The organism is Paenibacillus anseongensis (genome assembly GCF_009757995.1).
GTDB lineage: Bacteria > Bacillota > Bacilli > Paenibacillales > NBRC-103111 > Paenibacillus_E > Paenibacillus_E chondroitinus.
The window spans coordinates 427940-441179 of record NZ_WSEM01000016.1; the positions used below are offsets into that span (position 1 = coordinate 427940).

The 13240-nt window shown below is 48.9% G+C and carries 9 protein-coding genes and 1 pseudogene; all 10 read right to left on the bottom strand.

Translation table 11 applies throughout. The features are described 5' to 3' along the window. Positions 1 to 10: 10 nt before the first annotated feature. The gene (locus GON05_RS18265; RefSeq protein WP_157320645.1) at positions 11 to 526 is read right to left on the bottom strand and encodes a DinB family protein; all 516 of its coding nucleotides are present in this window, start codon (positions 524 to 526) and stop codon (positions 11 to 13) included. A 167-nt stretch (positions 527 to 693) separates the two neighbouring features. Then, positions 694 to 2883: a catalase/peroxidase HPI gene (gene katG / locus GON05_RS18270; protein WP_157320647.1), complete on the bottom strand. Its 2190-nt coding sequence runs from the start codon at positions 2881 to 2883 to the stop codon at positions 694 to 696. Between the two features lie 279 nt (positions 2884 to 3162). Then, on the bottom strand, positions 3163 to 4857 hold the full coding sequence (locus GON05_RS18275; RefSeq protein ID WP_181646132.1) for a peptidase G2 autoproteolytic cleavage domain-containing protein: 1695 nt from the start codon (positions 4855 to 4857) through the stop codon (positions 3163 to 3165). Between the two features lie 188 nt (positions 4858 to 5045). After that, a complete protein-coding gene (locus tag GON05_RS18280; protein WP_181646133.1) occupies positions 5046 to 5801 on the bottom strand; it encodes a cyclase family protein in 756 nt (251 codons plus the stop codon). Between the two features lie 39 nt (positions 5802 to 5840). Next, a pseudogene (locus GON05_RS18285) lies at positions 5841 to 7084 on the bottom strand (serine hydrolase domain-containing protein). 12 nt (positions 7085 to 7096) lie between these two features. Further along, positions 7097 to 7963 carry a pentapeptide repeat-containing protein gene (locus GON05_RS18290; RefSeq protein WP_157322187.1) on the bottom strand — a complete coding sequence of 289 codons (867 nt, stop codon included), beginning with the start codon at positions 7961 to 7963 and terminating at the stop codon, positions 7097 to 7099. Positions 7964 to 7979: 16 nt separating this feature from the next. Further along, positions 7980 to 8309 (bottom strand): PadR family transcriptional regulator, encoded by a 330-nt coding sequence (locus GON05_RS18295; protein ID WP_157320653.1) that lies wholly within the window; start codon positions 8307 to 8309, stop codon positions 7980 to 7982. Between the two features lie 182 nt (positions 8310 to 8491). Next, complete coding sequence (locus GON05_RS18300; protein WP_157320655.1) at positions 8492 to 9712, bottom strand: mandelate racemase/muconate lactonizing enzyme family protein; 1221 nt, start codon at positions 9710 to 9712, stop codon at positions 8492 to 8494. A gap of 60 nt (positions 9713 to 9772) precedes the next feature. Beyond that, positions 9773 to 10828: a tartrate dehydrogenase gene (locus tag GON05_RS18305; RefSeq protein ID WP_157320657.1), complete on the bottom strand. Its 1056-nt coding sequence runs from the start codon at positions 10826 to 10828 to the stop codon at positions 9773 to 9775. A 20-nt stretch (positions 10829 to 10848) separates the two neighbouring features. Next, positions 10849 to 13146 carry a helix-turn-helix domain-containing protein gene (locus GON05_RS18310; RefSeq protein ID WP_157320659.1) on the bottom strand — a complete coding sequence of 766 codons (2298 nt, stop codon included), beginning with the start codon at positions 13144 to 13146 and terminating at the stop codon, positions 10849 to 10851. Positions 13147 to 13240 lie beyond the last annotated feature (94 nt).

Consider the following 13240-nt stretch of genomic DNA (forward strand, 5'->3'; position numbering starts at 1 on the left):
TTATATCGGGTTATCTTATCCCTGCCTCCGCCAGTTTCTCGTCCAGGATTTCTTTTTGCCGCAGATGATGCCTGCTGTGCATCCCAACCATCTCAAACCAATCACGTGCGTTCAGCCAGCCAAACCAGCCGTGGAGAACTTTGCATGCTGGATTTGCTTCCTCTATGCGGCTTGTCCAGTTGGCCAACATCACTAGCACTTGCTCTAGTCCGGCTATGATTTCATCTTTCGTCTCGGGATTTCTTGTCTCATTCGGCGGTTGGTCAAGTTTCACTCGGATATTAGGCCACTCTTTTTCCGCAAACGCTTTCAATCCATCAGTTGTCTTATCTTCAGGCTCTTCCCTGGTTGCCTTCGTGCACGTTTCAATATGCCCGATATATTCTTTCGCCACTTCAATCACATGGATATACATTTGCCCGATTGACCACACGTTTTCCTCACTTTTATATCGCAACTGCTCTATCGAATATTTGTCCAAATTCTCCATGTATTGTTGGATAATAGCCGCACAATTGTTCAGCATCCGGATCCTCTCCCCACTATTCACATTTTTTTACAATCTACTTGGATCATACGAACAGACCGTTCCGTTGTCAATGTAAATATGAAGACAGCCCGGCTCCTCGGTAAATTAAAATAGAAAAAGACCCAACCAAGTTAGTAGAAAATTGGTTGAGTCTTTTTAACTCATTACTGAGTGTTAGCTAGCTCATAACGATCTGCATTCATTACTTTTACCCAAGCTGCAATAAATTCACGTACAAACTTCTCTTTGTTATCATCTTGAGCGTAAACTTCAGCAATGGCACGTAGAATAGAGTTTGACCCGAATACGAGATCAACGATCGTCGCCGTACGCACGACTTTACCTGTCTGACGATCAGATCCTTCATAAATGCCTCCGCTAACAGGCTTCCATTGTACTCTCATGTCAAGCAAATTAACGAAGAAGTCGTTCGTCAGTTTGCCTACTTGTTCGGTGAATACGCCATGTTTTGTCCCATCGAAGTTTGTACCAAGAACACGCATACCACCTACAAGCGCAGTCATTTCTGGCGCAGTAAGGTTAAGCAGATGTGCCTTGTCTATTAGGAGTTCAGCAGCATTTACACTGTAATTCTTCTTCTGATAGTTGCGGAAACCATCGGCCGCCGGCTCTAGTACGGCAAAGCTTTCTACATCCGTTTGTTCTTGAGTCGCATCGCCGCGGCCAGGTGTGAAAGGAACCGTTACATCATAACCTGCATCACGTGCAGCTTTTTCAACGGCAGCGCTACCACCTAATACAATCAAGTCAGCCAAGCTTACTTTCTTCTCAAGTTCAACCTGGATCGTTTCCAGAATAGCAAGCACTTTATTAAGTTGTGTAGGCTGATTCACTTCCCAATCCTTCTGAGGAGCAAGTCGAATACGGGAACCATTCGCACCACCGCGCATATCCGTACCCCGGAAAGTACTTGCCGAAGCCCACGCCGTAGTTACCAGTTCGCTGATTGTAAGACCGGAGTTTAGGATCTTTGTTTTAAGATCTTGAACTTCCGCATCCGTTAATTCGATGTTGACTGCATCTACAGGATCCTGCCAGAGCAGTACTTCTTCAGGAACTTCCGGACCTAAGTATCTTACACGAGGACCCATGTCTCTGTGAGTGAGTTTGAACCACGCGCGAGCAAAAGCATCTGCAAATTCTTCCGGATTTTCATGGTAACGACGAGAAATCTTCTCATATGCCGGATCCTCGCGCAATGCTAAATCCGCTGTCGTCATGATCGTTGGAACGCGAATGGATGAATCTTCCGCATCCGGTGCGAGGTGCTCTTTATCAGGATTTATCGGAGCCCACTGATAGGCGCCTGCTGGGCTTTTCGTAAGCTGCCATTCATATCCAAAGAGCATATCGAAGAAGCCATTATCCCACTGCGTTGGATTCGCAGTCCATGCACCTTCAATACCGCTGGTAATTGTGTCACGACCTCTACCGGAGCCGTGCGTATTGATCCAACCTAAGCCCAGAGCTTCAACTGGAGCCCCTTCCGGTTCTGCCCCTACTTTCGCAGCATCTCCTGCACCGTGTGCCTTGCCGAATGTATGACCGCCCGCTACGAGTGCGACGGTTTCTTCATCATTCATTCCCATGCGTTTGAACGTTTCGCGAATGTCGCGTGCACTTGCAAGTGGATCTGGTTTACCGTTCGGGCCTTCTGGATTCACATAGATAAGACCCATCTGAACAGCGGCAAGCGGATTCTCAAGCTCACGATCGCCCGTGTAACGTTTGTCCCCCAGCCATTCTGTCTCAACACCCCAGTAGATATCTTCTTCCGGATGCCAAACGTCTACTCGGCCGCCGCCGAAACCAAAGGTTTTGCCCCCCATAGATTCAATTGCGACATTACCTGTTAAAACGAATAAATCCGCCCACGAGAGCTTATTGCCATACTTTTGCTTAATCGGCCAAAGCAATCTACGGGCTTTATCGAGGTTTCCATTATCTGGCCAACTATTCAGAGGAGCAAAACGCTGGTTTCCGGTTCCGGCACCACCGCGACCGTCACCCGTACGGTAAGTACCTGCAGCATGCCAAGCCATACGTATGAAAAATGGACCATAATGTCCATAGTCAGCAGGCCACCAATCTTGACTGTCTGTCATTAGATTCTTAAGATCCTGCTTAACCGCTTGAAAATCTAGCTTTGCAAACTCTTCTGCGTAATTGAAATCCGCACCCATCGGGTTTGATTTCTGATCATGTTGATGAAGTATGTACAAATTGAGCTGATTGGGCCACCAATTTCTATTCGTCGTACCGCTTGATTTGTGACTAGTTGCGCTGCCGTGCGGAAACGGGCATTTGCCTTCGCTGCCGGAAGTCAAATCCATGATATCACCCCTACAATAATTAATTTTAAATAATAATTGTTCTAAATACAGTTATAAAGCTAATTGGAATAAAAATCAACTTTTTTTTGCTAATCGATCCCTATTCTTGTCCTAATTCATACATATGAAGCACGGGTGAAAATTAGTATCTCATCACCTGTTCATTAGCTTTACTTTCCACACGAATCTCCTCGCCCAGGAAGTGCAAAAAAAGCTGCAGCACCTTGTCCACAGCTTAGGAATCTTTAGATCCGAATCTGACAGGCAATACTTTACGTTTCATCCCAATTGAACAGGTTGAACCATTACTAATATTTGATTTGGTCCCGTACGCTTCATAACCCGATATCCTACGGATGAAGAGGTAGCAATCCCTTCATCATTAGGCTTGCAATATCCCTTGGGAAGACATGTCCCGTCGTCTCGAACAAGAATTTGTCCTAACAGGCCTACGGCAACCCATTCCAGTCTCTGCGACCTTGCTTTGTAGCTTTGCGCAGCATTATATCGGGGATTAATCCGCGGCCGGGCTTCCATTCGTTCGGGAATGATGACTTTACCTTTGTTATCGAGCACTGCAGGTACGAGAACATTTTGCAGTAAAATCCTGCCCCATTCATCGGTCATAAACTTGTCCTTCCATCTCAATTCACCGCTATTTGCCAAAAAAGAAGGATTTGCACTCGTTATGCCTAACAAATAATGATCATTTGATTTCGCTTTTCGTATTCGATCGCCTTCTCCATCCAAGGTCACCATGTATCCGACATCGATAGGCTGACCATCCAAGGTTTCAAACATCTCAGCGAAGTCAGCACCGCCTCCAAACCAACCGACATCCGCAAAACCCTTTCCATTATTTAAGCCTGAACCAATAATTTTGGCCGCCAAATTATTTCCGGTCCCATCATCAAGAAGTCCATTGGCTAAAAACCAGGAGAAATCACTGTCCGCTTTACCGGTTGTTCCCATAATATGGGCACCTATATGTCCATTAGTGCTTGTCTGTATTCCTTCCGAATGAGAGGCCGTACCACTGGACGTTGTTAGTATCCCCTCTGCGTGAGAATTTAGTCCACTTGCTATCGTACCGGCACCTTCGGCATGAGAGACAGGTCCACTGGCTTGTGTCCCATTTCCTTCCGCATGGGACGCAACTCCGCTTGCTATCGTAGAACTTCCTTCCGCATGCGATGCTTCTCCGCTTGCCGTAGCTCCTTCTCCTTCTGCATGAGAAGCCACTCCGCCAGCCGTTGTACCTTGACCTTCCGCGTGTGAGGCAATTCCACTTGCTGTTGTTGTAAAACCTTCGGCATGCGATGACCGCCCACTTGCCGTGGTTAGCCGCCCTTCGGAATGTGAAGCTTGTCCGCTTGCCGTTGTATTAAATCCTTCTGCATGGGACGCATCCCCAATGGCTCTAGCGATTTGTCCTTCGGCATGTCCAGCGAAACCACTTGCTGTTGACTCCGCACCTTCGGCATGGGCACCATCCCCGCTTGCTATGGCAACTATCCCTTCCACGTGTGCAGCCAAGCCACTTGCTATATTGCCAAGACCTTCTGCATGGGAAGAATTTCCGCTTGCCAGATTAGGGAAAGGTCTGCCGATCGAATCCACACCTCCACCTTCTACATGGGAGGCTCTTCCACTCGCTATATTCCCTTCACCTTCCGCATGCGCATTTATCCCATCGACCGTTGTTTTGGTTTGCGTTCCCTCCGTGTGTGAGGCTAAGCCATAGGCAACTGTTTTGGATCCCTCGGCATGGGAAGCGAACCCGATTGATTTCGTGGAAGAACCCTCGGCCAATGAACAAGGACCTAAAGATTGCGTATTACAACCGGGAGCAAACGCTGGTCCAGGGGGGCCTTGTGGTCCACGAGGTCCCGGAATTCCACGAGGCCCTCGGGCTCCCTCTGGCCCTGGAGGACAGGGGCGGCATTTATTTTTTCCTTTATCTTTCTGTGACATAAGCCACCTCCCAAAACTACTAAATAATACATTCTATTTTCTAGCAGCAAAGGACGCATCCATCACTTGCAGGTGGCGACTAGTGGAATTTCCAGAATCTCTTGCCTATCTTTCAAAAAGTAATAGACCCACAGCAGTAGCTGAGGGTCTAACTAGAACGCACGGTGCTTTACACGCGGCATGGTATTTTATTCAAAAATTGCAACTGGCCTTGCCCATCCGGCACTTGCTCGCTCAATCTTCACTGGAAAGCAGGACACTTTGAAACCATAAGGCTTCGGCAGTTGATCCAGGTTTGCAAGTTTTTCGATCTGGCAATACTCCCGATCCTTACCTAAATAGTGGGCTGCCCACAGGACACCGTCTCTTGGATGATTTCGGTAATCCTCGGCTTGCAGGTTCAATGGAATATCCCAGCCCCAGCCATCCGTCCCAACAACCTTAATTCCGCATTCGAGCAGCCAAAGTGTCGCTTCAGCTGAAACACCAGCATGCAGGAACGCATAATGCTCGTGGTACAATCGTTTATCTGCATCACTCCGAATGAGTACAATATCGAATGGTTTTAACGTATAGTTAATCCTCTTCAACTCAGTGATGAGATCATCTTTCGTGATTTCATAACCCGGCGGTTTACTGCTGAAATCAAGCAGCACGCCATCTGAGTAAAACCACTCCAAGGGAAGCTCGTCAATTGTTCTGGAGGGTTTGCCTTCCGATGTAGGCCAGTAATGCCATGGCGCGTCCACATGTGTCCCCGAATGTGTATTTAATGTTACTGTCTCTGTAGCCCATGCTTTCTTTTCTGGAAAATTCTCAGGTGCGAGCCCGAGCGCTGCAGCTGCTTGGACTGCTCCCTCTTCATGGGTGGAGTATTCAATTTTAGCTGGAAGTGGTTCACGAATTTGGGGACTGATAGGAACACTTAAATCATAAAGTTTCACTATACTTTACACCTCACCTTGTTAAATGAAAATAAACTATTAATCCTCAATGGCCTGATATACGTGGTCCAGAAATCGTGGATAACCCTCGCCGAATCCGGAGTTGACATGCCCACCTGAGTGAGCAGGATTCCGGTGAGCTGGTTGACTGGATCAGCATAGGTCGAAGTGCCGCTTCCGCCGTCCCAGCCGAATTGACCGATGGGCGCGTAGTCGCCACGATAAGTGCGAACCGCCATCCCAAATCCCCAGCCACCATGCTGCCCTTGCCCAAATGACAAATGGACATTATTGGTCGCCATGGCGTTACGGACGGTTTGTTGCTCAGGTGTGAGCCGGTTGGTGGTCATCAACTGGACGGCAGGCCGGGATAGAATCCGTTCAGTCCCGTGTTTCCCTTGATTCAGAAGCATCCGGAAGTAGGCGTGAAAATCGTCGACGGTGGAGGTCAATCCGCCTCCGCCACCCTGGAACGCCGGAGTCTGGCTGTAGCGTCCCCCTTTGGCTTCGTCCCAAACGTTGAACTCGCCAGTTTGCGGATTGGGCGCGTAGAGGGGCGGCATCCGATCGATTTTATCGGCAGGCACGTGGAATCCGGTATCTTTCATGCCGAGCGGATCAAAAATGCGTTCGCGCAGGAATGACTCATACGACTGCCCCGTGACCCTGGCGACGAGCACGCCGAGCAGATCGTTGCTGATGTGGTACTGCCAGCGCTCTCCTGGCTGATACATCAACGGAAGTGCGCCGAGACGGCGCATCCACTCATCCGGTTCGGGCATCGGCGTCGGCAGATCGGGCGTAAGCCCCTGCTCGAAGATCGCACTCAGAATCGGTGTGCCCAGCAGCGTAATATCCATGCCGAGCCCGAATGTGGAGGTCAACAGATCCCTTACCGTGATCGGCCGTCTCGCCGGCACCGTATCGTCCAGCGGGCCGTCGACTCGTTTCAGCACCTGCCGGTTGGAGAGTTCAGGCAGCCAGGGATCTACCGGATCATCCAGCCGCAGCCTGCACTCGTCGAGCAGGATCATCACCGGTGCGACTGCAACCGGCTTGGAAGTGGATGCCATCCGGAATATCGTGTCCCGGTTCATCGGAGCGCCACCGTCATGGCGCATCGTACCGAGCGCTTCGACGTGTGTCTCACCATTCCGGCTGACCAGAGCGACAATCCCTGGAATCTTCCCGGAGTCAACATGCCGTGCCAGCACATCGTGCAATCTACTCAGCCCTGCTTTGGAGAAGCCGTTGTTACTTTGTCCCGTTATGATCCTGTTCATTGAGTTCCCTCCTTATCGAATAGTAACCTTGGATACATCCGCTCCCATACCTTTAAGCGCCGCATACGTCAGTTTATCCATCGTTGCGCCGTCGAAAATAACGGTTTTGATCATCCGATAGTATTTATTCGTGAGACTAAAACCGGGCTGAAATGAAACATTGTTAAATGTAGCGCCCCTGAATGAAACTTCGGTTAAAGCTGCTTTGTCAAACTTAACGCCGATAAACGTCTGACCGTCAAAACGCTGCCGGGTAAGATCGGTGTATTTGAAATCAACTCCCTCAAATCGACAGCCTTCAAAAATCGTCTTTCGAAGATCGGTCATCGATAACGTCACATCGATGAGTCTCACGCCTGTGAACTTGGCACCGTCAAGCCCTGACTTGCTAAAATTAGTTCGTACAAGAATCGTCTTATCAAAGCTTGCATTTGACAGGTCCAGCGCGTCCAGACTGCAATCCGTTAAATTCGCGCCGTCAAAATTGGCTTCGCGTACGTCACTTGCCTTAAACGAACTGCCCGTTAAATCAGCGCCGGAAAAGTCGGAACCGTGCAGTGAGCTGCCTTTAAACTGTCCTTTATGCGCCTTAACGCCTGCAAAATCACTTTCCGCCAAGTTGCTTCCATTAAAGTTTGTCAGCACTTGCCGTTCCAGCGAACGGGAGAGGTTGGCGACCTCCAAAATCGTTTGCTCGATGTCGCCGATACTTTCAATGGTCATCGTAAACGCTGTTTCATCGTCCTTGCCATCCGCTTTGAGTTCACGGTATCGTTCTTGCAAATCGGTATGCAGGTCGTCTTTTAATTCGGAGACGCTTTTTACACCATCGTATGGCGTAAAAACGCTGTTCAGATAATCCGTCAATTTGGGATTCATCATATCAAATCTCTCCTCATACTAAGTTTTCTAACACGCGTTTGGCATACTCCCAGTTGCTTTTGTTGCGATCATAAGTGTTCTTGCCCTTTTCAGTTATCCTAAAATATTTACGCCGTCCGCCCTGTGACTCATCGCCCCAATACCACTCGATGTCACCATCTGCTTCTAGCCGCCGGAAGCTGGAATACATCGTAGCTTCCTTCAGTTCATACTCGCCGCTCGAACGCTCGGCGATCAGCTTGACAATCTCGTAACCGTAACGATCAGCTTCGGACAAGAGCCGTAAAATCATCGTATCCGTATGTCCGCGTAACAGGTCGGATGTGATCTTGTTCTCGCTCATACAATCACCTCCATGACTGTATAATAAATCATATTACTGTGTCTGTCAAGGTACTACTTTGATTGCACTACAAATGTCCCTTCCTCCTTCATGTCACATCACAAAAACAGGCCACCCGATAAATCCCGGATAGCCTGTTTTTCGCTTATAGACGCTGCCAGTATGGGGAACCAGCGACTCAATCAAATCTGTAAAGCTCTGCGCAGCAAAACATTCACCGTCGCCACGTCCATACCGAGCCCAGGGCCTGTCGGCGCATAGATGACACCATTTTTGGATTCCTTCGGCGGAGAGAACAGAAATCCGGTCGTCTTAACGCCTGATTTGTCTTCCTGGAACTTCCCAATGTTCGGGATGTATGACGCGTAGTGCAGCACATACACATAACCGAACCCTCCGGAAATATGCGGGGTAACCGGAATACCTTTCAGCGCTGCCATTCGAGCGATACGTGTATTGCGGATAAAGCCGCCGTTGTACTGCAAATCCGGCTGAATAACCTGAGCGGCATCGTTGTCGATGATCCAGCGGAAGCGACGCATGCTCGTCTCCTGCTCGCCGAAAGCCAGCGGAATCGCCAGATTGTCGGCGACTTCCTTCGTGTCCTCCAGATGCTCGAACGGACAAGGTTCTTCATAGAAGAAAGCATCGATTTCTTCGAGCATTTTGCCGTATTCGATAGCGACCGGAGGATCGTATGAGCCATTGCCGTCGGCATGGATGGCGATGTCATCGCCAAATTCACGGCGCGCCATATAGATCAGCCCCTCCGAGCGGCCTGCGAGGGAGTCGGCATTTTTGCTCATACGGCCGCCTACCTTAAACTTGACCGCTTTCGCCCCTGTTTCAGCCATCCGTCGCTGCAGCACCTCGATCTCTTCTTCCGGTGTCGTACCCCGGTTACCGCTAGCCACATAAATCGGCACTTCTGAGCGGATAACGCCGCCCAGCAAATTTCCGATCGGCTTGTTGACAATGCGTCCCAACATATCAAGCAGACTCGCCTCCACCCAGGAGATGCAGCACCATAACGCAAGACCCGATAGCTTGTAATTGCTCTCATACACGTAGACGCCGTCTAGCAATTTCTCTAAGTCGCGCGCATCCTTGCCGATAAAATACGGGATGATCAGCTGCTTCAGCAGCGGATACAAATATGCCGCCCGTTCACTGGCTACCGCTACCCCCTCGGAACCGTCCTTGGAACGTGTACGCAGAAAATACAGCCCATTGTTGAACAGCAGCTCCAAGGACTCAATAATTACAGGGCTTGTAATCTCATCCACATTCAATACCTTGGAATTTGCCGCTTCTTCCAGTTCCGCAGTGGAAACACGGCTTCCAGCCTGTCGCTCCGCACTGTCGAGATACAAATAAGATAAATCACGATAGGGTTTGCCCATAAGAGATTACCTCCTGAATTGATTTTGAAAATGCGATTCATAAATTACTATTAATCTTCGTCACTTTTTTAATCGGCGAATAATCTCCGATGTCACCTCTCGCGTAGTAGCCGTGCCGCCGATATCCTTCGTTTTAATCGCGGCATCCGTTACGTTCTCGACCACATCCAGTAGATGCTGGCCAAGCTCCTGATAGCCGAAATGGTCCAGCATCATTTTGGCCGTCCAGATCTGACCGATCGGATTGGCAATGCCGAGTCCGTAAATGTCCGGCGCAGAACCATGAACCGGTTCGAACATCGATGGATATTTGCCGTTCAGATTAATGTTGGCAGCCGGGGCAATGCCGATGCTCCCCATAATGGCGGCGCCAATATCGGTTAAAATGTCACCGAACAGATTACTCGCCACAACAACGTCAAACACCTGCGGCTTTGTCACAAAAAAGGCTGCCAACGCATCAATATGCGTTGAAGTTGTCTGGATGTCGGGGTAATCTTTGCGCACATCCTTAAACACTTCGTCCCAGAATGGCATCGAGTAGACGATACCGTTAGACTTGGTGGCGCTGGTTACATGCCCGCGACGCTTACGGGCAAGTTCGAACGCATATCGCATCGCCCGCTCCGTGCCCTTGCGTGTAAACACAGCGTTCTGGATGGCAATTTCATCATCGCCTTTGTGGATACGACCGCCGATTTCACTGTATTCGCCTTCGCTGTTTTCTCTAACGACGAGAAGATCAAATTCTTTTGGATAAAGCAATGGTGAAGAAAGACCGAGGAAATATTTGGCTGGGCGGATGTTAATCACCTGCTGAAACTCCCTGCGGATCTTAATGAGCAAGCCCCATAACGAGATATGATCAGGCACTCGCGTAGGGTCGCCAACCGCTCCGAGAAACACAGCTTCAAAGTTTTGAAGCGTTTGCAAGCCATCGTCAGGCATCATTTTGCCATGCTGTTCATAATAATCGCAGCTCCAAGGGAAGGACTCGAACTGAAACGAGATTCCGCCATGAACCTCCGCAACCGCATTTAGTACCTCCAGAGCCGCGGGAACAACCTCCTTACCGATACCATCTCCTGGAATAACCGCAATTTCAAACCGTTTCATAGCTTAATCCCCTTCGCTGTTTATTGCTTGAATGTTCGATATTGCATGTTAGTAAGCCGTTCCTCCCGGTAAGCACCCGGTGTGATCCCAACCAACTTGCGGAAGGATCGAATAAAGTTCTGAGAATTATTGTATTGAAGCTTCAGGGCAATTTCCGATACTTTCATGTCAGTCTCTTCCAGCATTTCTTTTGCCTTCAACAAACGATATTGCAGCAGATAGTCGCTGAAGCTGATCCCAAGCTCCTGCCGCAGAACCTTGCTGATGTAGCTCGGGTGATAGTTAAGCAGGGTGGAACACGACTCCAAGCTGATTTCACTGTCGAAGTTGCTATGAATCAGCTGAGTGACCTCTTCGGAGATCGATTTATGCCTCGTCCGTCTCTGCTCGTCATAGACGAGAATCATCGGCTCGATCAACTTGTTTCTGAACCAATGCCGCACTTCATCCACGGATGATAGCGCATTCAATTGCTCAAGAAGCGGAGGCTCCCCTTCTGGAAGATCGATCGTCGCACCACCACTCTCCTGCTGCAGCCAGATCAAGTTGACGAATAACCTCGTGACGGCGATTTGATACTCATTATAGTTATGATACTGGCGGGAAATTTCCTCAAAAAACTCATTTAACAGTTCCTGTACCTTATCCCGATCCGCCATTTTGACCGAATCGCGAATTTGCCGCTCCAGATCCTTCGGATATATCGTCGTCACATGATGGGCCGGTTGGACGTCATCGATGTGCAGGATTGTCTTTTGTCCATACATCACACGGTATTTCAACGCATCTATCGCTTCCTTATAGGCTTGGTTGGCATACCTCAACCCGTCATAAGACCTGCTGATTCCAATACTAATCCGCAGCTTTAAATATTGCTCAAGGGTATCCTGTACCTGTTTGGCTAGCGAATAGATATAAGTTCGGAAATCCTCAGTCGAGCCCGGTTCCTCAAAAACAAGCGTTACTTGCGACGACTGCAAAACAATCGGCAGCAGCCGCTGAGCCGACGGGATGAGATCGCTGACCATGTTGTTGATTGCAAATAACAGCAGCTCACTGTCCCGCTCCTCGTAACGTGTACCTTTAAGCGTATCCATCTGAATCGTTAGCACTGCCATGCGCCGACCGGCTACGTTCATGCCGCCAAGCTTTTCTTGAATTTCGGACGGTTTGAAATCTCCGCGAACGAGCTTTAACACATAATATTCTTCAAGCTGGCGCGTATGGCTTCTGAGTTGATCGGCCATTTGCACTTGATCACTGCGCATTTTCATGAACCTTTCGTTAATAATAAGAAATTCATCTACGCGTTTACGCTCCGGATCCTGCTGTGAAAACAAAGATAGATAAAGCCTATGTATGGGCGCATACATCCGCTGTGAACCAGCCAATGAGATCAACACGGCAAGCAGCAGCATCGTGAAGCTAGTAGCTAAGATAATCCATCCTGTCCTGCGCGACTCGAACTTGATCTGTTCAATTGGAATCAAGGAAATATAGATCCAACCGTTAAATGAAGATCGTTGAAACGCCACACCGACCTGGGTGCCTCCTACCAACGACTCAAAAAGGCCGGACTTTTCCTGATTCCCACGCAGTTTCCCGACAATCGTCTGTAAAGTTGCCGTATCGACCTTACTATTTTCACTTTGAGTCGTCAGTACAGCGTAATCTTCATCCAGGATCATCACTTCACCGAGCGTATTATTGTTGGCCAGGAAATGGCGAAGCTGCCCGCCGTTGATTTCGACGATCAACATCCCAAGCGGCTTCTCAATAAAAGCCGGAATTTTTTTGACCAGACTGAATGTCAGGGTATTATCCGCATTTCGACTGCGAAGCAAGCTTGTTTTTTCCACGTTCCAAAACTTGTTTCGGTCGATGTGCAAATAATGGTCGATAATAGATGTCTTCTCGGGAGACAGCGGATTATAGCCTTCCGAATTTAAAATCCATCCCCGGCTAACATCAACCAGGTGAACGTCTCTGACACCAACATCGAATGTCTGCACTTGAGACATCGATCTCAACAAATTTTGGACAAGGGTAAATTGGGACGGGGTAATGCCAGTTTCCAGTGCCTCAGTCACAAAGGAGCTCTCCGAAAGTCGTTCAATTTGTAAATCCAGCGCACCTAGTACCTGCTCGATTCGCAGACGCGTCTGCTCTAGCACCAGCACGTTACCGTCGTTGACTTTCTGTTGAATCGTACTAGACGTTTTCACATAAAAGAATAGTCCGAGCAGGATGATAGGCAGCGTGCTCACGCCTATCGAGAACACAATCATCTTTGTAAGGTACCGGTTGATTCTGAACATAATCCGCCCCCTCAGCCTTCTTCTCTTGTTGCACGCCATCATTATACTACACCGGACCGCCTTATGGGCCGAGCCGGTGCAGCATAATTTAAGG